This window comes from Chryseomicrobium sp. FSL W7-1435 (genome assembly GCF_038595005.1).
Lineage (GTDB): Bacteria > Bacillota > Bacilli > Bacillales_A > Planococcaceae > Chryseomicrobium.
Genome location: NZ_CP151997.1, coordinates 1,957,986 through 1,982,710, shown reverse-complemented (window position 1 = coordinate 1,982,710; position 24,725 = coordinate 1,957,986). Strand labels below are relative to the sequence as shown.

The 24,725-nt window shown below is 41.8% G+C and carries 27 protein-coding genes; 26 read left to right on the top strand and 1 reads right to left on the bottom strand.

Annotated elements, in window-relative coordinates:
- Positions 1-2: 2 nt before the first annotated feature.
- Positions 3-650 (top strand): ribulose-phosphate 3-epimerase, encoded by a 648-nt coding sequence (rpe, locus tag MKY84_RS10035; RefSeq protein ID WP_342525865.1) that lies wholly within the window; start codon positions 3-5, stop codon positions 648-650.
- A gap of 1 nt (position 651) precedes the next feature.
- Positions 652-1,296, top strand: a complete 645-nt coding sequence (locus MKY84_RS10030) for a thiamine diphosphokinase (RefSeq protein WP_342525864.1) — start codon at positions 652-654, stop codon at positions 1,294-1,296.
- Between the two features lie 175 nt (positions 1,297-1,471).
- Here MKY84_RS10030 and rpmB read toward each other — a convergent pair whose 3' ends face one another.
- Positions 1,472-1,660, bottom strand: a complete 189-nt coding sequence (gene rpmB / locus MKY84_RS10025; protein ID WP_010301642.1) for a 50S ribosomal protein L28 — start codon at positions 1,658-1,660, stop codon at positions 1,472-1,474.
- Positions 1,661-1,867: 207 nt separating this feature from the next.
- On the opposite strand from rpmB, the gene MKY84_RS10020 reads away from it, so the two are divergent.
- The 24 genes from MKY84_RS10020 to sucC all read left to right on the top strand — a co-directional run bounded on the left by MKY84_RS10020 (position 1,868) and on the right by sucC (position 24,718).
- Positions 1,868-2,230: an Asp23/Gls24 family envelope stress response protein gene (locus MKY84_RS10020; protein ID WP_342525863.1), complete on the top strand. Its 363-nt coding sequence runs from the start codon at positions 1,868-1,870 to the stop codon at positions 2,228-2,230.
- A gap of 13 nt (positions 2,231-2,243) precedes the next feature.
- Positions 2,244-3,887: a DAK2 domain-containing protein gene (locus MKY84_RS10015; RefSeq protein ID WP_342525862.1), complete on the top strand. Its 1,644-nt coding sequence runs from the start codon at positions 2,244-2,246 to the stop codon at positions 3,885-3,887.
- A gap of 290 nt (positions 3,888-4,177) precedes the next feature.
- Positions 4,178-4,840, top strand: a complete 663-nt coding sequence (gene sdaAB / locus MKY84_RS10010) for an L-serine ammonia-lyase, iron-sulfur-dependent subunit beta (protein WP_342525861.1) — start codon at positions 4,178-4,180, stop codon at positions 4,838-4,840.
- A 12-nt stretch (positions 4,841-4,852) separates the two neighbouring features.
- Entirely contained in the window at positions 4,853-5,752 is a 900-nt protein-coding gene (sdaAA, locus tag MKY84_RS10005) for an L-serine ammonia-lyase, iron-sulfur-dependent, subunit alpha (protein WP_342525860.1), read from the top strand.
- Position 5,753: 1 nt separating this feature from the next.
- The gene (gene recG / locus MKY84_RS10000) at positions 5,754-7,790 is read left to right on the top strand and encodes an ATP-dependent DNA helicase RecG (protein WP_342525859.1); all 2,037 of its coding nucleotides are present in this window, start codon (positions 5,754-5,756) and stop codon (positions 7,788-7,790) included.
- Between the two features lie 87 nt (positions 7,791-7,877).
- Positions 7,878-8,456 (top strand): transcription factor FapR, encoded by a 579-nt coding sequence (gene fapR, locus MKY84_RS09995; RefSeq protein ID WP_342525858.1) that lies wholly within the window; start codon positions 7,878-7,880, stop codon positions 8,454-8,456.
- Positions 8,453-9,439, top strand: coding sequence for a phosphate acyltransferase PlsX (gene plsX / locus MKY84_RS09990; RefSeq protein WP_342525857.1), 987 nt, complete (start codon positions 8,453-8,455; stop codon positions 9,437-9,439). Before fapR ends, plsX begins: the two co-directional genes overlap by 4 nt.
- A gap of 1 nt (position 9,440) precedes the next feature.
- A complete protein-coding gene (fabD, locus tag MKY84_RS09985; protein ID WP_342525856.1) occupies positions 9,441-10,385 on the top strand; it encodes an ACP S-malonyltransferase in 945 nt (314 codons plus the stop codon).
- Positions 10,382-11,125, top strand: coding sequence for a 3-oxoacyl-[acyl-carrier-protein] reductase (gene fabG, locus MKY84_RS09980; protein ID WP_342525855.1), 744 nt, complete (start codon positions 10,382-10,384; stop codon positions 11,123-11,125). Before fabD ends, fabG begins: the two co-directional genes overlap by 4 nt.
- A 52-nt stretch (positions 11,126-11,177) precedes the next feature.
- Positions 11,178-11,417 carry an acyl carrier protein gene (acpP, locus tag MKY84_RS09975; protein WP_342525854.1) on the top strand — a complete coding sequence of 80 codons (240 nt, stop codon included), beginning with the start codon at positions 11,178-11,180 and terminating at the stop codon, positions 11,415-11,417.
- Positions 11,418-11,538: 121 nt separating this feature from the next.
- A complete protein-coding gene (gene rnc / locus MKY84_RS09970) occupies positions 11,539-12,273 on the top strand; it encodes a ribonuclease III (RefSeq protein ID WP_342525853.1) in 735 nt (244 codons plus the stop codon).
- 2 nt (positions 12,274-12,275) lie between these two features.
- Entirely contained in the window at positions 12,276-15,821 is a 3,546-nt protein-coding gene (gene smc / locus MKY84_RS09965; protein WP_342525852.1) for a chromosome segregation protein SMC, read from the top strand.
- Between the two features lie 15 nt (positions 15,822-15,836).
- Complete coding sequence (gene ftsY / locus MKY84_RS09960) at positions 15,837-16,865, top strand: signal recognition particle-docking protein FtsY (protein WP_342525851.1); 1,029 nt, start codon at positions 15,837-15,839, stop codon at positions 16,863-16,865.
- 66 nt (positions 16,866-16,931) lie between these two features.
- Entirely contained in the window at positions 16,932-17,261 is a 330-nt protein-coding gene (locus MKY84_RS09955) for a putative DNA-binding protein (protein ID WP_342525850.1), read from the top strand.
- A gap of 12 nt (positions 17,262-17,273) precedes the next feature.
- Positions 17,274-18,629, top strand: a complete 1,356-nt coding sequence (gene ffh, locus MKY84_RS09950; RefSeq protein ID WP_342525849.1) for a signal recognition particle protein — start codon at positions 17,274-17,276, stop codon at positions 18,627-18,629.
- A 93-nt stretch (positions 18,630-18,722) separates the two neighbouring features.
- Complete coding sequence (rpsP, locus tag MKY84_RS09945) at positions 18,723-18,995, top strand: 30S ribosomal protein S16 (RefSeq protein ID WP_342525848.1); 273 nt, start codon at positions 18,723-18,725, stop codon at positions 18,993-18,995.
- Positions 18,996-19,009: 14 nt separating this feature from the next.
- Positions 19,010-19,243 (top strand): KH domain-containing protein, encoded by a 234-nt coding sequence (locus MKY84_RS09940; protein WP_342525847.1) that lies wholly within the window; start codon positions 19,010-19,012, stop codon positions 19,241-19,243.
- Positions 19,244-19,307: 64 nt separating this feature from the next.
- The gene (rimM, locus tag MKY84_RS09935; RefSeq protein WP_342525846.1) at positions 19,308-19,826 is read left to right on the top strand and encodes a ribosome maturation factor RimM; all 519 of its coding nucleotides are present in this window, start codon (positions 19,308-19,310) and stop codon (positions 19,824-19,826) included.
- Entirely contained in the window at positions 19,823-20,554 is a 732-nt protein-coding gene (gene trmD, locus MKY84_RS09930; protein WP_342525845.1) for a tRNA (guanosine(37)-N1)-methyltransferase TrmD, read from the top strand. Before rimM ends, trmD begins: the two co-directional genes overlap by 4 nt.
- Positions 20,555-20,682: 128 nt before the next feature.
- A complete protein-coding gene (gene rplS, locus MKY84_RS09925; RefSeq protein WP_342525844.1) occupies positions 20,683-21,027 on the top strand; it encodes a 50S ribosomal protein L19 in 345 nt (114 codons plus the stop codon).
- 119 nt (positions 21,028-21,146) lie between these two features.
- Positions 21,147-21,704 (top strand): signal peptidase I, encoded by a 558-nt coding sequence (gene lepB / locus MKY84_RS09920; RefSeq protein ID WP_342525843.1) that lies wholly within the window; start codon positions 21,147-21,149, stop codon positions 21,702-21,704.
- A gap of 10 nt (positions 21,705-21,714) precedes the next feature.
- The gene (ylqF, locus tag MKY84_RS09915) at positions 21,715-22,587 is read left to right on the top strand and encodes a ribosome biogenesis GTPase YlqF (RefSeq protein WP_342525842.1); all 873 of its coding nucleotides are present in this window, start codon (positions 21,715-21,717) and stop codon (positions 22,585-22,587) included.
- A gap of 105 nt (positions 22,588-22,692) precedes the next feature.
- Positions 22,693-23,454, top strand: a complete 762-nt coding sequence (locus tag MKY84_RS09910; RefSeq protein WP_342525841.1) for a ribonuclease HII — start codon at positions 22,693-22,695, stop codon at positions 23,452-23,454.
- Positions 23,455-23,557: 103 nt separating this feature from the next.
- Positions 23,558-24,718 carry an ADP-forming succinate--CoA ligase subunit beta gene (gene sucC / locus MKY84_RS09905; RefSeq protein ID WP_342525840.1) on the top strand — a complete coding sequence of 387 codons (1,161 nt, stop codon included), beginning with the start codon at positions 23,558-23,560 and terminating at the stop codon, positions 24,716-24,718.
- Positions 24,719-24,725 lie beyond the last annotated feature (7 nt).

Below are 24,725 nucleotides of genomic sequence, written 5' to 3'. Positions count from 1 at the left end.
GTATGGTAAAAGTAGCACCTTCAATACTAGCAGCAGATTTTGCTAACTTACAAAGTGAGATTGAAATCGTAGAAAAAGCTGGAGCAGATTGGATTCATGTAGATGTTATGGATGGCCATTTTGTTCCAAATATCACGATGGGAGCACTAGTCGTCAATGCTATACGTCCCCATACCAAGTTACCACTAGATGTCCATTTAATGATTGAAAATCCAGATGCCTATATTGAATCCTTTGTGCAAGCGGGAGCAGATATTATTACCGTTCATGTAGAGGCTTGCCGTCATCTTCATCGCACGCTTCACTATATTAAATCGTTTAATGTTCAATGTGGAGTAGTGTTAAATCCGCATACGCCAATTTCAACGATTGAACATGTCTTAGAAGATGTGGATGTAGTTTTATTTATGACAGTAAACCCAGGCTTTGGTGGACAATCCTTTATTCCAGGCGTATTGAAGAAAGTGAAACAACTTGCCGAACTGAAAGCGGAAAAAGGATTACATTTTGAAATTGAAATTGATGGTGGCGTTAATAAAACTACAGTTAAAGAGTGTGTTGAAGCTGGAGCAACAGTTGTAGTAGCGGGATCTGCTATCTACGGAGCGTCAGATAAAGCGTTAGCATTAAAAGAAATACAGGAAGTCTAATATGCATATCGGTATATGTGGTGGAGGACCGAAACAAGAGATTCCTTCCAATCTCCGAGCAGATTATTGGATTGGTGCAGACAGCGGAGCAATCAGACTTTTAGAGATAGGAATAACACCTGACTTAGTGATCGGGGATTTAGATTCTATTCGGGAGGCTGAGAAGCAACAGTGGGCACATGCTTTACAACAAGCGGTGCAATTGCCAGTCGATAAAGATGAAACTGATACGTTTCTTGCACTTGAAAAAGCCACAAAGCTTCAACCAAGACGTATCACTCTTGTTGGCGTCACTGGTGGACGTCTAGATCACTATCAAGCAGTACTGCATGATGTAGCCGCTTTTCAAGAAAGGTTTCCCGAGATTCACTTTGAACTAGTAGATAAACAAAACAAAATTTACTTTCTAGTTCCGGGAGAGACAACAATTGAAGCTGATGGTTATCGCTATTGTTCTTTTTTTGCATGGAAGGGCAGTGTTACAGCGATCACGTTACAAGGATTTAAATTTCCAGTGACCAATGATACTATCACATCCACTAGCTCTCGCTTCACAAGCAATGAGATTTTGAAGGACTCCGGGTCTATCTCGTTTTCATCTGGCATATGTTTATGTATACAGAGTAGCGAGGAAAGTGGGGATTAAGTGAAGGTCATTACTATTCAGCTTCCGGCAAGTGTCACTAAGCTCTTGCGTTGGTTCTTCAAGGATAATCAAAAGTCGAAAAAAAACCGCCATTAGGGCGGTTTTTTGCTATCTAAAAACAAAAAACCACAGCGCCTCCGAAGAGAGCTGTGGTTTTTTTAGAAAAAAGAGGCGATTAAACGCGCTCCACTTTTCCTGATTTTAATGCACGAGCAGAAACCCATACGCGTTTTGGTTTACCATCTACAAGAATACGAACTTTTTGTAAGTTAGCACCCCATGTACGCTTAGAAGCGTTCATAGCGTGTGAACGGTTGTTTCCAGAACGAGTCTTACGGCCTGTAATTACACATTGTTTAGGCATACTAATTCCCTCCTCACAACAAGAAGCTATGCTTTTTGTTTTACTTCGTTATTTCACATACTTTAGTAATTTACCATACTTTTTTTGTGTTCGCAAGTGTTATCAAGAAAATTTCCTTTACAGACCATCTTGAAAACGTTTCTTTTCATGATTCGTATCGTATAGTACAATGTAAGGTAGTCAGTTTGACTTAGGAGGGAATTACAAATGTCGATTGAAATTAAAAACGACTTTGGTCAGATCGAAATCTCACAAGACGCTATCGCTCAAATTGCGGGCGGAGCTGCTATTGAATGTTATGGGATTGTCGGAATGGCATCGAAGCATCAAGTGAAGGATGGCCTATCAGATATCCTTCGCAAAGAGAACTTTTCTAAAGGTGTTCTGGTTCGTGAAAAAGATGGAAAAGTAAATATTGATATGTATATTATCGTAAGCTATGGTACAAAGATTTCAGAAATCGCTTACCAAGTGCAATCGAAAGTGAAATACACGCTCGGCAAATCTTTAGGAATGGCTGTCGAATCGGTGAATGTCTATGTGCAAGGCGTTCGCGTTGCGACAATGTAAGGGAGAGAACATTATGAAAACGATTAATGGTAATCAATTTGCTGAGATGGTGCAGATGGGTGCACACCACCTTGCTCAAAATGCAGCCTATGTGGATGCGTTGAATGTCTTCCCAGTGCCCGATGGTGACACAGGAACAAACATGAATTTATCGATGACATCAGGTGCTGCGGAAACCGCAACTCATACAACTGAACACCTAGGTAAAACAGCGCAAGCACTTGCAAAAGGTTTGCTTATGGGAGCACGAGGCAACTCGGGTGTTATTCTTTCTCAATTATTTAGAGGGTTCGGTAAATCAGTTGAAGGATACGCAGAGGTGACAGCTGAACAATTTGCTGCTGGACTACAATACGGCGTAGATACGGCTTATAAAGCGGTTATGAAGCCTGTTGAAGGAACAATCTTAACGGTTGCTAAAGATGCCGCAAAAAAGGCAGTCGAAGCCGCTAAAGAAGTTGATGCGATCGATGAACTCATGACAATCATATTAGAAGAAGCAAAAGCTTCACTAAAACGTACACCGGATTTATTGCCGGTATTAAAAGAAGTTGGAGTTGTCGATAGTGGCGGTCAGGGGCTTGTCTATGTATACGAAGGCTTCTTGGCGTCGTTAAAAGGAGAAGAACTTCCTGAAAAAACAGCTGGTGGGTCTATGGATGAAATGATTAGTGCTGAGCACCACATGGCTATCCAAGGATTCATGGACACTTCTGAAATTGAATTTGGTTTCTGCACGGAATTCATGGTTCGTTTAGATGAAACAAAAAAATCATTCGATGAGGGTGATTTCCGAAATGATTTGAGTGTATATGGAGATTCACTACTTGTCATCTCAGATGATGAGGTAGCTAAAATACATATTCATTCAGAGCAACCAGGAGAAGTATTGAACTATGGACAGCAATATGGAGACCTGATCAAAATTAAAATTGAAAATATGCGCGAACAGCACACTGATCTTGTTGGCGAACAACCTAAGAAACAGAAAACAGTCAAGCATCCTTATGCCGTTGTCACTGTTGCAATGGGCACAGGTGTTAGTGAGCTGTTAAAAAATCTAGGTGCTTCTGCTGTAATTGAAGGCGGTCAAACGATGAATCCTTCAACAGAAGATATCGTAAAAGCAATCAAAGATGTAGGTGCTGAACGAGTATTAATTTTACCGAACAACAAAAACATCATCATGGCAGCTGAACAAGCTGCTGAACTGCTTGAAATTGAAGCGGCAGTTGTCCCAACGAAAACAGTACCACAAGGAATGGCGGCGGTTCTTGCTTTCAATCCTGAGGCTACAGTAGAAGACAACAAAAATTCGATGACGCAAGCTTTTGCACATGTGAAAACAGGACAAATCACGCATGCCGTTCGAGATACTTCAATTGATGGCGTTGAAATTGCCAAAGATGACTTTATGGCGATTGCAGAAGGTAAAATTATTTTATCTACAAAAGATCTTGAAGTAGCTGCTAAACAGTTACTAGAATCAATGGTAGATGAGGACGCAGAACTGTTAACTATTCTCTATGGTCAAGATACTACAGAAGCTCATGCACAGGAATTAGCTGACTGGGTGGAAGCACATTATCCAGACGTTGAAGTAGAAATGTATAACGGTAAGCAACCACTTTATCCGTACATTCTTTCAGTGGAATAATAGGTAAGTTCATTAGAGACCAAAATTATATCAGCAGATTTTCTAGATTTGGTTCTAGAGAATCTGCTTTTTTTACGCTGAATAGTCTGCTCCACATCTGAGCGTAATCGAGTTCCGAACGCCAGAAACACACTGCGGAATCAGCCGCACCCGCAAAGGCTAAAGAGCGCCTTCACGGGCACGTCTGATTTCCTCGGAATTTCTAGAGTAGCGTTCTCCACATCTAAGAACTAGAAGTTAAAGCGTTTTCATAGTAAAATGGAAAGGATAAAGGTTTGGGGGATATAAGTATGAAATTTAAATCAGTGTTCGATATAATTGGGCCAGTTATGATTGGGCCTTCATCTTCACATACAGCAGGTGCTGCTCGCATCGGACGTATCGGCCGTGATTTATTTGGTCGACAGCCAAAATGGGCAAAAGTACATCTTTATGGATCCTTTGCAGAAACTTACAAAGGCCACGGAACTGATGTAGCAATTATCGGCGGTCTTCTAGATTATGATACAGATGATGAACGCATCAAAACAGCTTTTGAAGACGCAGCACGTTTAGGGTTGACCTTTGAATTTATACCTGAAACTGCACACACAGAGCACCCAAATACGGCGCGCATTGTACTAGGTGACGAGCAACAGGAAATGTCGATGGTCGGTATATCCATCGGTGGAGGGAAAGTAGAGCTTGTTGAGCTCAATGGCTTCCCACTGCGCTTATCAGGTGGCGGAGCTGCTATACTAGTGGTGCATGAAGACCGCTCTGGTTGTATTGCTAGTGTAGCTAAATGTCTAGCTGATCAACAAATTAACATTGGGCACATGGAAGTTTCGCGAAAAGAAAAGGGCAATATGGCGCTCATGGTAATTGAAGTCGATCAAACGGTAAGTGAAGCAGTATTGGCTGAAATCGCCACTTTACCTAATATCACTCAAGTGACGCGTATTGCTGATTAGGAGGAATTCATGATGGAAGTATTATTTCGCAATGTCCGTGAACTTGTTGAGCGAGCGGAAGCTGAAAATAAATTAATCTCTGAAATAATGATTGAGCAAGAAATGCTAGTTACGGACCGAACTCGTGAAGAAATCATGAAACAAATGGACCGCAATTTAACCGTAATGGAAGAAGCAGTAGAAAAAGGCTTACAAGGAGTGCGCTCCACTTCTGGATTAACCGGCGGCGATGCAGTCCTTATCCAGAATTACATGAAAAAAGGGAACTCTCTATCCGGAGAATTGTTATTGGATGCGGTCAGCAAAGCGGTAGCTACAAATGAAGTCAATGCAGCTATGGGGACAATTTGTGCAACCCCTACCGCTGGATCTGCGGGAGTTGTACCAGGTACACTTTTTGCTGTCATTCATAAATTGAATCCGACGCGAGAACAAATGATTAACTATTTATTCACTTCGGGTGCATTTGGCTTTGTTGTTGCTAACAATGCTTCGATTTCAGGAGCAGCGGGAGGTTGTCAAGCTGAAGTAGGTTCTGCTTCTGGGATGGCAGCTGCAGCCATTACAGAAATGGCGGGCGGCTCACCTCAACAATGTTCAGAAGCTTTTGCTATAACACTTAAAAATATGTTGGGATTAGTGTGTGACCCAGTAGCAGGCTTGGTAGAAGTACCTTGTGTAAAACGAAATGCAATGGGAGCAGCTAATGCGCTCGTTGCAGCGGATATGGCACTTGCGGGCGTAACAAGCCGTATTCCATGTGATGAAGTAATCGATGCAATGTACAAAATTGGGCAGACGATGCCGACTGCATTGAAAGAAACTGCACAGGGTGGGTTAGCAGCGACACCAACAGGTCGTTGGTTAGAAGCTAAAATATTTGGCGGCGCTGTAGTAGGCCGTGAGCAATAATATGCTGCAAGAGCCAATCTCTATACTTAAAGGTGTAGGAAAAGCGACGGCAGAAGCATTGAATGAACTGGGCATCTTCACTATGGAAGATGTCCTGTTCACATTTCCTACCCGCCACGAAGATTTTCGTTTAAAAGATTTAACGTTAACAGATCATAATGAACGGGTTACTGTAGAAGGCCGAGTCGAAAGTGACCCAACTATATTATTTATGGGCAAGAAATCAAGACTGCAAGTCAAAGTTTTGACGGGCCGACATCTCATCAAAGCCGTATTTTTCAATCAACCCTACTTGAAATCAAAATTTGTGCCTGGTGAAATAGTTACTATTTCTGGCAAGTGGGATAAGGGAAGACAAGTTATTCAGGCTTCGGCACATCAACTGGGACCTCGTACAGATGCGCATGACTTTGAACCAGTTTACAGTCTGAAAGGCCGTGTCACTCAAAAGGTGTTCCGTCGAATTCTGACGCAAGTGTTTGAGCAGACAAAAGATGAGTGGGTCGATCCTTTACCTGAGTCAGTCAGAGATTCATACCGTCTTCCAGGACTTTTTCAAGCACTCCAAGCAATCCATTTTCCTGAAGACGCGGACAGCACCAAAAATGCTCGAAGAAGATTTGTTTATGAAGAATTGCTGCAATTTCAATTAAAAATGCAGGCCCTTAAAAAATTACGCAAAGAGGCGAATGTTGGGCGGGCCGTTGACTATGATCAACTGCTAATCACTAGTTTCGTTTCTTCACTTCCCTATCAATTAACGGGAGCACAACAACGAGCGGTCACCGAGATTTTAAACGATTTACGAGCACCTTATCAAATGAATCGTTTGTTACAAGGTGACGTAGGTTCAGGTAAAACGGTTGTTGCAGCCATTACTTTAATAGCTGGATATAGTGCGGGTTTACAAGGCGCAATTATGGCACCGACCGAAATTTTAGCAGAGCAACACGCAAATGCGTTTTTTGAATGGTTCACACCACTTGGCATTCAAGTAGCATTATTGACGGGATCGACTAAAGCAAAAGCACGTCGACAGATTCTAGAAGGCCTGCAAAATGGAGAAATCGATGTCGTAATCGGCACGCATGCTTTGATTCAACCTGACGTCCAGTTTCATAATCTTGGTGTAGTAGTAACCGATGAGCAGCACCGCTTTGGCGTGGAGCAAAGACGTGTGTTAAAACAAAAGGGTCTTGAGCCTGATGTGCTATTTATGACGGCGACTCCTATACCAAGGACTCTGGCTATTACTGCTTTCGGAGAAATGGATGTTACCGTAGTTGATGAAATGCCTGCCGGACGAAAACCGATTGAAACCTACTGGATGAAAGAGCAACAATTGCCTGCTCTTCTTAGCCGTTTGAAGAAAGAGCTTTTAGCAGGCAGACAAGCCTATGTTATCTGTCCGCTTATTGAAGAGTCGGATAAGTTAGATTTGCAAAATGTTCTCGATATTTTTCATCAGCTGCAACACTATTATGAACCGGCTTTTAAAGTAGAGTTGATGCATGGTAAGTTACCCTCTGACGAGAAGGATGCCGTGATGCGAAGGTTTTCAGAAAATGAGAGTCAAATCCTTGTTTCTACAACCGTAGTAGAGGTAGGGGTCAATATTCCGAATGCGACATTTATGATGATTTTTGATGCAGAGCGTTTTGGGCTCGCACAACTGCATCAGTTACGTGGGCGTGTAGGCCGTGGCGATCACCAATCATATTGTGTGTTAATTGCTGATCCGAAAACGGAAGTAGGAAAAGAGCGTATGACGTCCATGACAGAGACGACAGATGGTTTTGCATTAGCTGAAAAAGATTTAGAGCTACGCGGACCTGGAGACTTTTTTGGCCGTAAACAAAGCGGGATGCCTGAGTTTAAAATCGCTGATCTTGTTCATGATTATCGGGCCTTGCAAACGGCGCGTGAAGACGCTGAACGACTGGTCGATAGTAGTTACTTTTGGAACTCAGAAGAATGGCAACCTTATCGTGAAGCGCTAGAAAAATCGGGTATTTTAGACGGTCATCGTATTGATTAAGAATGCAAAGAACGAAACAGTTCTTGCATTCTTTTTTTTCTATTTATATACTGATATTAGTACCAAGTGCTAAAAGAGGTGATAAACATGCGCTATTCTAAAAAAGATCGACAATCTGGCTTACAAAAAATGTTAGAGGATAACCCTTTTATCACGGATGAACAGCTGGCGACAAATTTTCAAGTTAGTGTTCAAACCATTCGCCTAGATCGCATGGAGTTATCGATCCCAGAGCTTCGAGAACGGATTAAACACGTTGCTACGGATCGACTGACGACTGTGCGCTCCTTGACTGAAGATGATGTTATTGGAGAAATCATTGATTTGACACTTGGCGATTCCGCGATTTCTATGTTAGAAATTGGACAAGAACATGTCTTTCATACACGTAATATAGCAAGAGGCCATCATTTATTTGCTCAGGCTAATTCTTTAGCAGTCGCATTATTAGATGATGAACTGGCACTCACTAAAAAGGCAACCATCCATTTTGTTAAACAGGTAAAAAAGGGAGACCGAGTTGTAGCGAAAGCACAAGTCACCCGAAGAGAAAATGAACGGAACTCTACCATACACGTCATTAGTAAAGTCCATCAGGAAAAAGTGTTTGAAGGGGAGTTCACTATGTATCATGTATCGCAACCGGAAGAGAAGGTGATGAAATGAAATTAGCAGTAGATGCAATGGGTGGCGATCACGCCCCTACTGAAATTGTAAAAGGCGTATACCGTGCACTTGAGACGTTCACAGATATTGAAATTCTATTATTTGGTTTGGAAGCTGAAGTGACACCATTGCTAAAAGAGCACCCACGCCTAACGTTTGTTCCCACAACTGAGAAAATAGAAGCCACGGATGAACCTGTGCGAGCCATTCGACGTAAAAAAGATGCCTCGATGGTACGCATGGCACAGGCCGTAAAAGATGGAGAAGCTCAAGCGGCCATCTCAGCAGGAAATACAGGCGCCCTGATGGCTTCAGGTTTATTCATCGTTGGCCGTATCCCAGGAATTGAAAGACCGGCTCTTGCGCCAACACTTCCTACAATCGATGGGAAAGGATTCGTCATGCTGGACTTAGGCGCAAACGCGGACGCTAAGCCAGAGCACTTAGTCCAATATGCAGTGATGGGATCTATTTATGCCCAAAACGTTCGTTCAATTGACAAACCAAGAGTTGGTCTATTAAATATTGGAACTGAACCAGGTAAAGGTAATGATCTTACTAAGCAAGCTTATACACTGTTAGAGCAAGCCCCTATTCACTTTATCGGCAATGTAGAGGCGCGTGATTTATTAGATGGAGTAGCTGACGTAGTGGTTACCGATGGATTCACAGGCAACATGGTGTTAAAAACCATCGAAGGAACTGCCGGAAGCCTCTTTAAGATGCTGAAGCAGACATTCATGAAATCCACTAAAACAAAATTGGCTGCCGCATTGGTGAAAAATGATTTAGCAGACTTAAAAGGGTTAATGGATTATACAGAGTACGGTGGTGCTGGTTTATTTGGCTTAAACGCACCGGTTATAAAAGCACATGGTTCCTCTAATGAAAATGCGATTTTCCATGCCATTCGTCAAGCACGTACGATGGTGGAGTGGGATGTCAGTGGCATAATTGCAGAGACCGTTCGAAAGGATGCGTAATATGAAAGTAGCATTTATTTTCCCGGGACAAGGCTCACAAGCAGTTGGAATGGCAAAAGACCTTGTTGAGAACTTCCCGAAATACGAGCATTATTTAACAACAGCTGAAAAAGCAATGAACATACCGATTTCTAAAATCATGTTTGAAGGGCCTCTTGAAGAGTTGACGAAAACTTACCATGCTCAACCAGCTTTATTGCTGAGCAGCACAATAGCAGCTTCTTTATTAATGGAACATGGTCTTCAACCGGACTACGTAGCAGGTCACTCACTGGGCGAATATTCGGCACTTGTGATGGCAGGCGTATTATCGGTTCAGGACGGGGCAACGATTGTCCATAAACGCGGGAAGTATATGAATGAAGCCGTTCCTGCAGGTGAAGGAGCAATGGCAGCCATTCTTGGAATGCAGGCTGCCGACTTGGAAAAGGTGACGGATGAGATTACAGCACAAGGTCATGCCGTTCAAGTAGCAAACCTCAACTGTCCTGGTCAAATTGTTATTTCAGGTACATCAGAAGGAGTCGCAAATGCATCGATTTTGGCAAAAGAGCAAGGAGCAAAACGTGCAATTCCGTTAACAGTTAGTGGCCCGTTCCATTCATCGTTAATGCGACCTGCTGCTAGTAAGTTGGCAGTTGAGCTGGCCATGGTTTCTGTTCGGGCACCAAAAGTGCCGGTGATCGCTAATGTTACTGCTCAACCAGTAGAACAAGAACAAGAGATCCGCAACTTACTAATCGAGCAAGTTACAGCTCCCGTTCGTTGGGAAGAGTCTGTACGAACGATGATTGATTTAGGAGTCGATACATTCGTCGAGTGTGGTCCAGGGAACGTTCTTTCCGGATTAATCAAAAAGATTGATAAGTCCGTGACAACCTATTCTGTATTCGACACAATAAGCTTGAATCGAGCTCTTTATCATTTGAAAGGAGATTCACAATGACCTTACAGGGAAAAACAGCAGTTGTAACAGGTGCATCACGAGGCATCGGTAGTGAAATTGCAAAAGATTTGGCGGCTAGAGGTGCTCAGGTTGTCGTCAATTACAGTGGCAGTCAGGAAAAAGCGGAAGCCGTTGTAGCTGAGATTGTTGCAGCTGGTGGTAAAGCGATAGCTGTTCAAGCATCAGTTTCAAATGGTGAAGAGGTAACGGCCTTGATGAAAGCAGCTCTTGATGAGTACGGGTCTATCGACATTTTAGTAAACAACGCAGGAATCACTCGGGACAATCTTTTAATGCGAATGAAAGATAGTGAATGGGACGATGTCATTGATACGAATTTAAAAGGTGTATTCTTGACAACGAAAGCAGTGTCACGTCAAATGATAAAGCAGCGCAAAGGACGAATCATTAATATCTCATCCATAGTAGGTGCTTCTGGAAATCCTGGTCAAACAAATTATGTGGCGGCCAAAGCGGGTGTAGTAGGTATGACAAAATCTGTTGCGCTTGAACTAGCCTCACGTAATATTACGGTTAATGCAATAGCTCCAGGATTTATTGAGACGGAAATGACAGATCAATTACCTGAAGAGATTAAAACGGCGATGCTGTCACAGATCCCACTTGGTCATTTTGGGACGTCTAAGGATATCGCAGCAGCAGTTGCGTTCTTAGCGTCAGATGAAGCAACCTATATTACCGGTCAAACACTTCATGTTAACGGTGGAATGTACATGTAATCTAGGCAAATGCTCGATAGTTGCGTATACTAATGAGGGGAGGTGACATGAAATGTCAACAGTAGTAGAACGCGTAACGAAAGTCATCGTAGACCGTTTAGGTGTAGATGAATCAGAAGTGAAAATGGAAGCTTCTTTCCGTGAAGATTTAGGCGCTGACTCATTAGATGTTGTGGAACTTGTTATGGAACTTGAAGATGAGTTCGACATGGAAATCTCCGATGAGGAAGCTGAAAATATCTCAACTGTAGGTTCTGCAGTAACTTACATCGAAGGCAAATTAGGCAACTAATAAAACAACTACCAGAGGGTGCAAACTCTCTGGTTTTCTTTTTGTGCCAAGACTATGCAATCCTTGCAATAAGCAGTAAACTAGTAGGGATAGACCTGTATATACAGAAAGGCTGAGGTAGATGAAAGAACAAAAGAAAAAACCGCTATATAGCCAAGAGGCAAAGTCAAAGATTGCTGATTTTCAGCGCGAATCGCATCTTGTGTTTTCAAATGAAAGCTTGCTTTTTGAAGCATTCACCCATTCTTCCTATGTAAATGAACACCGACGCAAATCTTTTATCGACAATGAACGATTGGAGTTTTTAGGAGACGCGGTACTTGAACTGGCTGTATCCCAGTATTTGTTCCACCGTTACCCGAAAATGACTGAGGGAGAGTTGACGAAACTTCGTGCATCGATTGTCTGTGAACCGTCCCTTGTTCATTTGGCGAATGAGCTAGATCTTGGCTCATTTATTCTTCTTGGAAAAGGAGAAGAAAATACGGGTGGACGTCAACGACCTGCGCTTCTTGCAGATGTTTTTGAAGCGCTTGTTGGAGCTTTATACCTTGATCAAGGCTTAACAAAAGTGATCGAGTTGTTAGAGCAAGTGATGTTCCCGAAAGTAGAGGTAGGGGCTTTTTCAAAAGTCTCTGATTACAAGAGTCAGTTGCAAGAATTAATTCAACAAGACAATGCAGGACAATTGAAATATGAAATTATTGAAGAGACCGGCCCAGCACACAATCGGATCTTTATTTCGCAAGTCTCTCTAGACCAAACAGCTCTTGGAGAAGGCAGTGGACGCTCTAAAAAGGAAGCAGAGCAACAGGCTGCACAATTAGCCATTGAGAAATTGAAGACGGAGGACTAACTATGTTTTTAAAGAGGCTTGAAATTGTAGGCTTCAAATCATTTGCTGAACGAATCGCTGTAGACTTCGTGCCTGGAGTTACAGCGGTTGTAGGACCAAATGGTAGTGGGAAAAGTAATATAACGGATGCAATTCGTTGGGTACTTGGCGAACAATCAGCCAAATCACTGCGCGGTACCAAGATGGAAGATGTGATTTTTGCCGGCAGTGATTCCCGTAAGCCATTGAACTTTGCAGAGGTGACGTTAGTTCTCGACAACAACTCTCATGCCCTGCAAACAGACTATGAAGAAGTTAGTGTGACTCGCAGAGTTTACCGTTCGGGAGATTCCGAATATTTATTGAATCGGCAAACGTGTCGATTAAAAGATATAACAGAATTATTTATGGATTCTGGACTTGGCAAAGAAGCGTTCTCCATTATTTCTCAAGGTAAAGTGGACGAGATACTGAACAGTAAAGCTGAGGATCGTCGCGCCATTTTTGAGGAAACTGCTGGTGTACTAAAATATAAACAACGTAAGAAAAAAGCAGAGTTTAAATTGCTCGAGACGGATGATAACTTGAACAGAGTTCTGGACATTTTACATGAGCTAGAATCCAGAATTGAGCCATTGCAAATTCAAGCATCTGTAGCAAAAGATTATTTGGAATTTGCTGCGGAACTGAAAACGCGTGAAATCGGCCTGACGTTGCACGATATCCATGAAGCAGAACAATCTAAAGATAAATTGGTAACAGCTATCGAAGAGGCTTCAAGTGTGAGTGAAAGTACTCGTTTAGAACGAGAGCAATACAGTGAAAAGTTACATGCATCGAGAAAGCAATTGGCTATACTTGAGCAACAAGTTGACGATTTGCAAGACGAAGCGGTCGCTGTCTCCTCTAAACTTGAACGACAAGAAGGAAGAAAACTTGTACTCGAGGAAAAGCAAAATAATCGCGCGCAGCAAGTTGGTAAATTGCAAGCATCTTTAGAAGTGGCAAAACAAGAGGCGCTCCAACTTTCTGACAAACTGCAACGAATGAATGAACAAAAACAGAAACAAACGAATCAAATGAAAGAATTAAAAGCTAAGCGCAGCAAGCTTGAGCAATTTGTACATACCTCGGCAGCAGATCTCGACAATCAGCTAGATAGTCTGAAATCTGACTACATTGAACTATTGAATGAAGAGGCTGGGTTGAAAAATGAACAACGTCTGTTACATCAACAATCGGAAAAGCAACAACTCCATCTAAAGCGTTTTACAGACGAAGTCTCTGAAATAGAACAGCAACTGAAGCTTGCACGGGCAACTCATCAGGAAGCTACTGCTAAAAAGCACACAGTCGATACTGACGTGGAAAAAACACTTCAACACTACAAACAGCAGCAAACGATTTTTAACTCTCATACTGAGGCGTTTGAGAAAAAGCGCCAACTATTGTTTGAAGGCTATCAACAACTCCATCAGCTTCGAGCAAAACGCGATTCACTGGCAGAACTTGAAGTCGAATTTAGTGGGTATTTTTATGGGGTTAAAGAATTGCTCAAACAACGTGATCAGCAACAACTTGAAGGTATACGAGGAGCAGTTGCAGAAATTTTAATCATTCCCCCTTCCTATGTAACGGCTATTGATACCGCTATTGGTGGACAAGCGCAACATGTGGTGATGGAAAATACACGAACGGCTCAACGAGCTATCTCTTTCCTTAAACAAAATCGATTGGGACGTGCCACTTTTCTACCAATGGACGTCATTAAAGAGCGTCATGTGCAGTCTTTTCAATTACAAAAAATTGCGGAACATCCCGCATTTATTGCTACTGCCAATACGCTAGTTTCCTGTGAACCTGAGTACGCCGCTATACGCGACAATCTCTTAGGAACTATTCTCGTTGCGAAAGATTTGAACGGAGCGACCGAGTTAGCCAAGTTAATCAACAATAGCTATCGCATTGTGACACTAGAAGGCGATGTGGTGCACCCAGGTGGTTCATTGACGGGTGGAGCTACTAAGAAGCAAAGCTCGGTATTTACGCGAAAAGCAGACCTTGAAAACTATTCCCAACTTGTTGCGAAATTAGAGAATGATCTTGCAAGAGCAGAGAAGTCTGTATCAACTGCTAAAGAGGAGACTGCTGCTCATCAACTGAAGTTGGAATCTCTGCGTGAAACTGGAGAGAACTTACGTCTCGAGCAGCAAACGATTTATGCAGAGCTAGCTTCTGCAACAACATTGGTAGAGAAATGGCAAGATAAATTCGATGATTTCCATCTCCAACAACAAGAACATGGGGATGATCGTGAGCAAGCGACTAAACGCTTACTAGAGATTGAGAAGCTGCTTGCGCAGTTGAAAGAAAAATCCTCATTTATCCAACAAGAAATTCACTCATTGACCGAGTTGAAAACTAAATCAGTCGAACAAAAAGATGCGATTCAAAATCAGTTAGGTGAGTTATTGACAGAGCTAGCTGTTGCTTCTGAAAGGCAGCAACAAGTTGACCGAGATGTAGCCGCTTTAACGGAATCTTCCGCTAAAGCATCAACGCAAATTCAAGCTTGGGAAGATGAATTGTCTTGGTATCAAACTGGACATGATAACCAGACTGCAGATGAACTTGCGTCTGAGATTCAACAATTAGCTGATCAAAAAGTAAGCTTGACGGAAAAAATTCGAGAACAACGCGAGTTGCGTGCAGCTTGTAATCAACAAATCCGCTCCACAGAATTGCAAGAAGAAGATGCGGCTGCTCGCTTGCGTAATGTATCGATTTCGTATGAAAAACTACTCGTGCAAAAAGAGCAACTGGAAAAAAACTTAACTCAGTATTATGAAGTGTTATCTGATGTCTACGAAATGGACTACTCGTTTGCATTAGCGAATTACACTTTACCGGAAGATAGTGAAAGAGAGCGGTCAAAAATTCGCTTGTTAAAAAAATCAATTGAAGAATTAGGTCCAATCAATCTATCGGCAATCGATGAATTTGAACAAGTAAATGAACGCTATTTATTTTTAACCGAGCAGCGTACGGATTTACTGCAAGCAAAAGAAACGCTTCATGAAGCCATTGCAGAAATGGATGAAGAGATGACAGAAAGGTTCTCCACTACTTTTTATGAAATTCAGAAACATTTCCGCAGTGTTTTTCGTAAATTATTTGGTGGAGGGCAAGCCGATCTTGTCGTCACCGACCCAGGCAATATGTTAGAGACAGGAATTGATATCGTCGCTCAACCACCTGGGAAAAAATTGCAAAACCTTTCTCTACTTTCGGGTGGTGAACGAGCACTGACAGCTATCGCCTTATTGTTTGCTATTTTACAAACAAGACCTGTACCATTTTGTATATTGGACGAAGTAGAAGCCGCTTTAGATGAGGCCAACGTGGTGCGCTATAGTGACTATTTGCGCCAGTTCTCAGAAGACACACAATTCATCGTCATCACCCATCGAAAAGGTACGATGGAAGGTGCAGATGTATTGTACGGAGTGACGATGCAAGAATCAGGTGTGTCAAAACTCGTCTCTGTGAAGCTTGAAGAATACGTATAAAAGGACTGAGAAGTAATGAGCTTTTTCAAGAAATTAAAAGAAAAAATGTCAGGGACACCTGAAGAACAAGTAGAAAAACAAAGCATCACTGATAAATTTAAAGGTGGACTCACAAAAACACGTGATCAGTTTACATCCAAAGTAAATGACCTCGTTGCTCAGTACCGCAAAGTGGATGAAGATTTTTTTGAAGAGCTAGAAGAATTGCTGCTGCAAGCAGACGTCGGTTTTGAAACGGTAATGGAACTGATGGACAAACTGCGCTTTGAAGTGAAACGTAAGAACATCAAAGAAACCGCGGGAATTCAATCTGTTATTGCTGAAAAACTTGTTGAGATTTATGAAAATGGTGAACAGGAACTTTCTGAAGTCACACTACCAGAAACCGGTTTAGGCATTATCTTAGTTGTTGGAGTAAATGGTGTAGGGAAGACAACGACGATTGGTAAGCTTGCTCACCGCTATAAGCAACAGGGGAAAACTGTCATGTTAGCCGCTGGGGATACTTTCCGTGCCGGAGCTATCGACCAATTACAAGAGTGGGGCAACCGTGTAGGTGTTGAAGTCGTTAAACAAGCAGAAGGCTCAGATCCGGCTGCCGTAATGTATGACGCAGTTCGTGCAGCGAAGAGCAGAGGGGTTGACGTGTTAATTTGTGACACCGCTGGTCGATTGCAGAACAAAGTCAATCTTATGAATGAACTTGAGAAAATTCATCGGGTCATCTCTCGTGAAATTCCAGAAGCGCCACACGAGGTATTATTAGCTCTGGATGCAACGACAGGACAAAACGCTTTGATTCAAGCGCAAACATTCAAGGAAGTGACAGACGTTTCAGGAATTGTCTTAACTAAACTTGATGGCACTGCCAAAGGTGGTATTGTGTTAGCCATCCGCAACAAACTTGGTATTCCAGTAAAGTTTGTAGGGCTTGGTGAAAAAATCGATGACTTGCAACCGTTTGATGCTGATAAATATGTCTATGGTCTTTTTGCGGATGGATTAGAGCTAGAAGAAACGTCTTCCCAATATGAAGACAAGTAAAAATACTTGACACTAAATTATGTAGCCACTACACTAGTTTTGTGCACTAACTGAAGGAGCGAGAAGATGATTGAAAAAACGACACGTATCAACTTCCTTTTTGACTTTTATCAATCACTTTTAACCGATAAACAGCGCTCATATATGGAACTTTACTATTTAGATGACCTCTCCCTTGGAGAAATTGCCGAAGAATATGAAATTTCGCGGCAAGCCGTCTACGACAATATTCGCCGAACTGAAATGATGCTTGAAGAATATGAAACAAAATTGAATCTCTTCGAAAAATTTGCCCAGCGTCAACAGCTGATCGAGCAACTCGAGCAAGCTATTCAAACTGAGCAACCCAAGACTCAATCGATTGATTTAATTGAACAATTAAAAGGCGTCGAATAGGAGGAGAACACAATGGCTTTCGAAGGTTTAGCAGAACGACTCCAAGTGACGATGCAAAAGATTAAAGGAAAAGGGAAGATTTCCGAAGCGGACGTCAAAGAAATGATGCGCGAAGTGCGCTTTGCTTTGATAGAAGCAGACGTTAACTTAAAAGTCGTCAAACAATTTATTAAAACTGTATCAGAACGTGCAATTGGCCAAGATGTAATGAAAAGTCTTACACCTGGTCAACAAGTAATTAAGATTGTTAAAGATGAGCTGACACAGCTTATGGGCGGAGAACAAAGCAAAATTGCCTTTTCTACACGTCCACCAACTGTCATTATGATGGTTGGTCTTCAAGGTGCCGGTAAAACGACAACTAGTGGGAAGTTAGCTTCTGTATTGCGTAAAAAGTACAATAAAAAGCCACTTCTGGTTGCGGCTGATATTTACCGTCCAGCGGCGATCAAACAGCTAGAGACACTTGGTAAGCAACTTTCCTTACCAGTATTTTCACTAGGCACTGAGATTTCCCCTGTAGAAATTGCACGTCAAGCAATTGAACATGCAAAACAAGAACATCATGACGTTGTAATCATCGATACAGCGGGTCGCCTTCATGTAGATTCTGAGCTCATGGATGAATTGAAACAAATTCGTGCTTTAAAAGAGCCAGACGAAATTTTCTTGGTAGTCGATTCCATGACAGGTCAAGATGCGGTCAATGTCGCATCTAACTTCAATGAAGCGATTGGCATTACGGGTGTCGTGTTAACAAAACTAGATGGTGATACTCGTGGTGGTGCTGCGTTATCTATTCGTTCAGTTACCCAAAAACCGATAAAATTTGTCGGGATGGGTGAAAAAATGGATGCTCTTGAAGAGTTCCATCCAGATCGTATGGCTTCGCGGATTCTAGGAATGGGCGATGTTCTTTCACTGATTGAAAAAGCGCAAACAGAAGTCGACGAAACAAAAGCAAAAGAATTAGAAGAGAAAATCCGCACGCAATCGTTCACGTTTGATGACTTCATAGAACAGCTGCAACAAGTGAAAAAGATGGGGCCGCTCGATGAAATCCTCAAAATGTTGCCGGGTGCTGGTAAGATTAAAGGGCTAGAAAATGCCAAAGTAGATGAAAAGCAGATGGACCGTGTAGAAGCCATTATTTATTCCATGACGCCTCACGAGAAGAGTCATCCAGAGGCGATTAATGGTAGTCGTAAAAAGCGAATTGCCAAAGGTTCAGGAACTTCTATTCAAGAAGTAAACCGTCTACTTAAGCAATTTGAAGATATGAAAAAAATGATGAAACAAATGTCTACTATGCAACAAAAGGGCAAGAAAAAGATGAATTTCCCAGGCATGGATGGGTTATTTCGATAACTTTTAGTAGTGTTAAGAAAAAACACTTTACAAACTAAAAAAAGCTTGGTAATATACTATCTTGTGTGAAACTATTCGGAGGTGCACTAACAAATGGCAGTAAAAATTCGTTTAAAACGTATGGGAGCTAAAAAGTCTCCTTTCTATCGTATTGTAGTAGCTGATTCACGTTCACCACGTGACGGCCGTCAAATCGAAACAGTAGGTACTTACAACCCACTAACAAAACCAGCTGAAGTAAAAATCAATGAAGAACTTGCATTGAAATGGCTTCAAGATGGAGCAAAACCATCTGATACAGTACGTAACTTGTTCTCAGAACAAGGTATCATGGAAAAATTCCATAACGCAAAATTATCTAAATAATCGGAGGTGACAGCATGAAGCGGCTGATTGAAACGATCGTTACACCACTTGTTGATCATCCGGAGTCTATTGAGGTCCATGAACAGATTTCAGGTAACCGGGTTGTCTATAAGCTTTCTGTACATCCAGAAGATATGGGGAAAGTAATTGGGAAACAAGGACGCGTCGCTAAAGCGATTCGTACAATTGTCTATTCAGCAGCAAGCAGTCACCAATCAAAACGTGTTTTTGTCGATATTTTAGATTGACCAAAAGGAAGAACTCACAAGTTCTTCCTTTTTGTTCGTTTACAAGTTGAAAGGAGTGTCTCGCATGACGGAATGGTTAAATGTCGGAAAGATTGTGAACACGCACGGAATTCGTGGAGAAGTTCGGGTAATGTCCTCAACGGATTTTCCAGAGCAGCGCTTTAAAAAAGGGAGCAAACTAGCACTTTTCAAGGGAGAGCAATTAGTCCAACAAGTTAAGGTGACAAATCATCGTACGCACAAGAACTTTGATCTGCTTACGTTTGAGGGGTTCCCTACAATTAATGATGTAGAACCTTTTAGAGACCATCTCTTGAAAGTCGAAAAAACTGACTTGAATGAGCTCGAAGAAAATGCTTTTTATTTTCATGAAATCATTGGTTGTGATGTATTCTCGACCACGGGTGAAGAAATTGGTCGCGTAACCGAAATCTTACCAACTGGAGCAAACGATGTATGGGAAGTGACACCGACTAAAGGGAAAAAACACTATATTCCTTACATCGAGCAAGTTGTTAAATCTGTCGACCCTAGTGAAAAGAAAATTGTCATTGAGGTCATGGAAGGTTTACTTAGCGAATGAAGATTCAAGTCTTGTCTTTGTTTCCAGAAATGTTTGATGGAGTGTTCGGCTCCTCTATTTTAAAAAAAGCACAAGAATCTGGCAGAGCGCAATTAGAAGTCATTAATTTCCGTGATTACTCTGAGTCAAAACATAAACAAGTAGATGATTACCCTTATGGGGGTGGTGCTGGTATGGTCTTAAAACCAGAACCACTCTTTGCGGCTGTTGAAGCTTTAAAACTCGAAACCCAAAAACCACCTCGTATTCTCTTGATGTGTCCTCAAGGAGAACGCTTCTCTCAAAAGAAAGCGGAAGAGTTAGCAGGTGAAGAGGCTTTGATGATCATTTGTGGCCATTATGAAGGCTATGATGAACGCATTCGAGAGCATCTTGTGACCGATGAGATCTCTATAGGGGATTTTGTATTAACGGGTGGAGAACTTGCAGCTATGACCGTTGTGGACAGCGTGGTGCGTCTTTTGCCAGACGTGTTAGGGAAACAAGCTTCACATGAGCAGGATTCCTTCTCGACAGGGCTTTTAGAACATCCGCATTACACAAGGCCAGCTGAGTTTAAAGGGATGAAAGTGCCTGATGTGTTGCTGTCAGGAAACCATGCCAATATTGAACAATGGAGACGCAGAGAGTCCTTAAAAAGAACATTCGAGCGTAGACCAGACCTGCTTGAAACTGCAGAGTTATCCAAAGAAGATAAAGAGTATATTGAATCATTGAAAAAGAACTGACAAGTATTGCAACTTGTCAATGTCTATGATATGATGTTTGATGTGCTTCTTATAAGTTGCACCTATTTTGGATGTTCCGCTGCAGCGGATATGCGTGTATGAGCATTCGTATAAGGAGAGAAATGATTATGCAAAACATTATTTCAGCGGTTACTAAAGATCAACTTCGTTCTGACCTACCATCGTTCCGTCCTGGAGACACTGTACGTGTACACGTTAAAGTTGTCGAGGGTACTCGTGAGCGTTTACAGGTATTCGAAGGTGTTGTCATCAAACGTCGTGGCGGCGGTATCAGCGAAACTTTCACAGTTCGCAAAATTTCTTCTGGTGTTGGCGTAGAGCGTACATTCCCTGTACACACACCAAAGATTGCGCGTCTTGAAGTTATTCGTCGTGGTAAAGTACGTCGTGCGAAATTGTACTACCTACGTAACCTACGTGGTAAAGCAGCTCGTATTAAAGAACTTCGCTAATTTGAATACTGCTTGTTGTCGCAAGACAGCAAGCAGTATTTTTATTTTTATAAACAGAGCTCTGACTAGAGAAAACCCTATATTTTTTGTAAGATAGAAGCTGAGGGGAGTGCGAGTGAATGGAAACAACAAAAAAGAAAAATGAAGTGTGGGAATGGGCAAAAGCAATTTTAATCGCATTTAGTATAGCCGCAATTATTCGGTTCTTTTTATTTACACCAATTGTGGTAGATGGGGAGTCCATGATGCCTACACTACGTGACGGTGACCGGATGGTAGTTAACAAAATTGGTTATGATATAGGAACTCCAGAACGCTTTGAGATTGTGGTATTCCATGCACCTGAACAAAAAAATTATATCAAACGTATTATCGGCCTGCCTGGTGACTCGATTGCTTATGAAGATGATCAATTGTACATCAACGGGGAAGCGGTCGATGAACCTTATCTAGATGAATATAAAGAAGAAATTTCTGAAGGTACTTTAACAGAAGATTTTACTTTAGAAGAGAGAACCAATTTAACAGAAATTCCTGAAGGCTATTTTTTTGTCATGGGAGACAACCGCCGCTATTCAAAAGATAGTCGTATTATTGGTTTAGTTCCAGAGGATGAAATTATCGGTACAACGAGTTTGATTTTTTGGCCGCTTCAGGATTTTAGTATTGTAAAGTAGAGGTGGCACTATGACGATTCAATGGTTTCCCGGGCATATGGCAAAAGCCCGTCGGGAAGTAACAGAAAACTTAAAACTTGTCGATATCGTATTTGAACTGGTGGATGCTCGTTTGCCAGTTTCGTCAAGAAATCCAATGCTTGAACAGATTGTCCATCAAAAAATTAAATTAATGATTTTAACAAAAGCCGATATGGCAGATGAAAAGCAAACCGCCAAATGGATTGCTTATTTTGCGGAGCAAGGTATTCAAGCGGTAGCCATTGATTCATTTGAAGGAAAAGATCTGCAGCGAGTTTTAAAAGAAACTCGAATTTTACTCAAACCAAAATTTGATCGTATGAAATCCCGAGGGATGAAACCTCGTGCTATCCGTGCCATGATCTTAGGCATTCCCAATGTGGGAAAATCAACGCTCATCAACCGCTTTGCAAAAAAGAACATTGCTAGAACTGGAAACACTCCAGGTGTCACGAAATCGCAGCAATGGATTAAGTTTGAAAAAGAACTAGAATTGTTGGATACACCCGGTATTTTATGGCCAAAGTTTGAAGATCAACAGATTGGTTTCAAATTAGCCCTCTCAGGAGCCATTAAAGACGCTGTGTTGCGCATGGAGGACTTAGCTGTATATGCACTTCGTTTTTTAGAGAAACACTATCCAGAGCGCTTACAAGAAAGATATCAGCTAACTACAGTTGGTGACGATCTAGAAGCAGTCTTTACTCACATTGGCCAATTACGCAAAACTTTTTCAGCTGGTGGGGAAATTGATTACGATGCCGTTGCTGAATTAATTGTCCGTGATGTGCGAAATGAACATTTAGGAAGACTTACTTTTGATATTGTCGAAGAACAAGAAGAAGCTGACACATCCCTATAAAATTTATAGAAATTCGATTAAAATCAGTATGATCTCTTAGAATTTATTCAAGAGAGGATACTGATTTTATTTTGTCCAAGGTACGTTTGAAGAGGAGGATCTGCAGTGGAATCCATAAAAATGATTAAAGAAAAACTTCGCTCGTTGCCAGTCGACAAGGATTGGCTTAAAGAATTACGGACAGATGAGCGTCTAGGTGTTCAAAAGCTGCTTGCCTCATTTGATCGTAACAACTTGAAACAGCAACAAAAATGGACAGATTACAAAGCTCGACACGACTTTGATTATTCGTTCGGTTCCGGAATAGTCGCTGGTGTGGATGAAGCAGGGCGGGGTCCTTTAGCAGGGCCAGTTGTCACAGCTGCGGTCATATTACCCGAAAACACAGAAATGCTTTCCGATGTGAACGATTCAAAACAACTAAAAAAAGAGACTAGAAGTCAGCTGGCCGCATTAATTCGGCAACATGCTGTCAGTTACTCGGTACATATTCAACCTCGCCAACAAATCGATCAATTCAATATTTATGAGGCCACTAAACAATCAATGGTGATGGCTTTAGAAGGTTTGGCTATAAAGCCTGACATCATTTTGTCAGATGCGATGCCGCTTCCTGTCGAGCAGCCCTGCCATGCTCTTATCAAAGGAGATGCCAGAAGTTTATCCATTGCGGCAGCCTCTATACTTGCCAAAACTGTTCGAGATGCCTACATGGAAGAACTAGCTTTACAGTACCCGGGCTATGGGTTTGAGCAACATGCGGGATACGGCACTCCTGCTCATTTAAAGGCAATTGAAGCTTTAGGTATTTGCTCAGAACATAGAAGAAGTTTTGAACCCATCAAGTCACTTGTCAATTTTATTTGAGAAGATTGAAAATTCGCAGTTTCATACTTTTATGGACATATTGTGACAGGTTTTATACAATGGGGAAGGTAGTAAACTCAATAGTTCGATTGGAGGACGCACAATGAATATCCATGAATACCAGGGAAAACAATTGCTACGTCAATATGGAGTTGCCGTACCAAACGGAATCGTTGCCTTCTCACCAGAAGAAGCAGTTAAAGCAGCGAAAGAATTAGGTACAGCAGTAACAGTTGTCAAAGCTCAGATCCATGCAGGTGGTCGCGGAAAAGCGGGCGGCGTTAAAATTGCAAAAAATCTTGACGAAGTACGCGAGTACGCAAAAGAACTTTTAGGTAAAGTTCTTGTCACTCACCAGACAGGCCCAGAAGGTAAAGAAGTGAAACGTATCTACATCGAAGAAGGTAGCGATATTCAAAAAGAATATTACATTGGTCTTGTTTTAGACCGTGCCACTTCACGTGTAACTTTAATGGGTTCTGAAGAAGGCGGAATGGATATTGAAGAAGTAGCAGCTAACACACCGGAACGTCTTTTCTACGAAGATATCGATCCTGTAGTCGGGTTAACTGGTTTCCAAGCTCGTCGTATGGCGTTCAAAATGAATATTCCTGCAAAGCTTGTTAACAAAGCAGTTAAATTCATGTTAGGCCTCTACAAAGTTTATATTGATAAAGATGCAGCAATCGTTGAAATCAATCCACTAGTTGTTACAGGTGATGATCAAGTGGTTGCACTAGACGCGAAATTTAATTTCGATGCTAATGCTCTTTACCGTCACCCAGAAATTCTTGAAATGCGTGATTACGATGAAGAGGATGCAAAAGAAATTGAAGCATCTAAATATGATTTAAGTTATATCTCTCTCGATGGAAACATCGGATGTATGGTTAACGGTGCCGGCCTAGCTATGGCGACAATGGATACAATCAGCTACTACGGTGGCTCACCCGCTAACTTCCTGGACGTTGGGGGCGGTGCTACAGCTGAGAAAGTAACAGAAGCATTTAAAATCATTCTTTCTGACAAAAATGTTAAAGGAATCTTTGTTAACATTTTCGGTGGAATTATGAAGTGTGACGTAATTGCAGAGGGTGTTATTATCGCTGCTAAAGAAGTCGGTCTTCAAGTACCACTAGTCGTTCGTCTTGAAGGGACAAACGTTGATCTAGGTAAGAAAATGTTAAATGAGTCTGGTTTAAACATCATTGCAGCTGACTCAATGGCTGATGGCGCACAAAAAATCGTAAATCTTGTAGGATAAGAAAGGC

Excerpts from the sequence above, each read along its gene's own strand:
- rplS (WP_342525844.1), top strand. The coding sequence starts at position 20,683 with ATGCAAAACATTATTTCAGCGGTTACTAAAGATCAACTTCGTTCTGAC.
- fabD (WP_342525856.1), top strand. The coding sequence starts at position 9,441 with ATGAAAGTAGCATTTATTTTCCCGGGACAAGGCTCACAAGCAGTTGGA.
- sucC (WP_342525840.1), top strand. The coding sequence starts at position 23,558 with ATGAATATCCATGAATACCAGGGAAAACAATTGCTACGTCAATATGGA.
- rimM (WP_342525846.1), top strand. The coding sequence starts at position 19,308 with ATGACGGAATGGTTAAATGTCGGAAAGATTGTGAACACGCACGGAATT.
- ffh (WP_342525849.1), top strand. The coding sequence starts at position 17,274 with ATGGCTTTCGAAGGTTTAGCAGAACGACTCCAAGTGACGATGCAAAAG.
- trmD (WP_342525845.1), top strand. The coding sequence starts at position 19,823 with ATGAAGATTCAAGTCTTGTCTTTGTTTCCAGAAATGTTTGATGGAGTG.
- MKY84_RS10030 (WP_342525864.1), top strand. The coding sequence starts at position 652 with ATGCATATCGGTATATGTGGTGGAGGACCGAAACAAGAGATTCCTTCC.
- rpsP (WP_342525848.1), top strand. The coding sequence starts at position 18,723 with ATGGCAGTAAAAATTCGTTTAAAACGTATGGGAGCTAAAAAGTCTCCT.
- fapR (WP_342525858.1), top strand. The coding sequence starts at position 7,878 with ATGCGCTATTCTAAAAAAGATCGACAATCTGGCTTACAAAAAATGTTA.
- rnc (WP_342525853.1), top strand. The coding sequence starts at position 11,539 with ATGAAAGAACAAAAGAAAAAACCGCTATATAGCCAAGAGGCAAAGTCA.
- MKY84_RS10015 (WP_342525862.1), top strand. The coding sequence starts at position 2,244 with ATGAAAACGATTAATGGTAATCAATTTGCTGAGATGGTGCAGATGGGT.
- sdaAA (WP_342525860.1), top strand. The coding sequence starts at position 4,853 with ATGGAAGTATTATTTCGCAATGTCCGTGAACTTGTTGAGCGAGCGGAA.
- rpe (WP_342525865.1), top strand. The coding sequence starts at position 3 with ATGGTAAAAGTAGCACCTTCAATACTAGCAGCAGATTTTGCTAACTTA.
- acpP (WP_342525854.1), top strand. The coding sequence starts at position 11,178 with ATGTCAACAGTAGTAGAACGCGTAACGAAAGTCATCGTAGACCGTTTA.
- MKY84_RS10020 (WP_342525863.1), top strand. The coding sequence starts at position 1,868 with ATGTCGATTGAAATTAAAAACGACTTTGGTCAGATCGAAATCTCACAA.
- rpmB (WP_010301642.1), bottom strand. The coding sequence starts at position 1,660 with ATGCCTAAACAATGTGTAATTACAGGCCGTAAGACTCGTTCTGGAAAC.
- sdaAB (WP_342525861.1), top strand. The coding sequence starts at position 4,178 with ATGAAATTTAAATCAGTGTTCGATATAATTGGGCCAGTTATGATTGGG.
- fabG (WP_342525855.1), top strand. The coding sequence starts at position 10,382 with ATGACCTTACAGGGAAAAACAGCAGTTGTAACAGGTGCATCACGAGGC.
- ftsY (WP_342525851.1), top strand. The coding sequence starts at position 15,837 with ATGAGCTTTTTCAAGAAATTAAAAGAAAAAATGTCAGGGACACCTGAA.
- ylqF (WP_342525842.1), top strand. The coding sequence starts at position 21,715 with ATGACGATTCAATGGTTTCCCGGGCATATGGCAAAAGCCCGTCGGGAA.
- MKY84_RS09955 (WP_342525850.1), top strand. The coding sequence starts at position 16,932 with ATGATTGAAAAAACGACACGTATCAACTTCCTTTTTGACTTTTATCAA.
- MKY84_RS09940 (WP_342525847.1), top strand. The coding sequence starts at position 19,010 with ATGAAGCGGCTGATTGAAACGATCGTTACACCACTTGTTGATCATCCG.
- recG (WP_342525859.1), top strand. The coding sequence starts at position 5,754 with ATGCTGCAAGAGCCAATCTCTATACTTAAAGGTGTAGGAAAAGCGACG.
- plsX (WP_342525857.1), top strand. The coding sequence starts at position 8,453 with ATGAAATTAGCAGTAGATGCAATGGGTGGCGATCACGCCCCTACTGAA.
- smc (WP_342525852.1), top strand. The coding sequence starts at position 12,276 with ATGTTTTTAAAGAGGCTTGAAATTGTAGGCTTCAAATCATTTGCTGAA.
- lepB (WP_342525843.1), top strand. The coding sequence starts at position 21,147 with ATGGAAACAACAAAAAAGAAAAATGAAGTGTGGGAATGGGCAAAAGCA.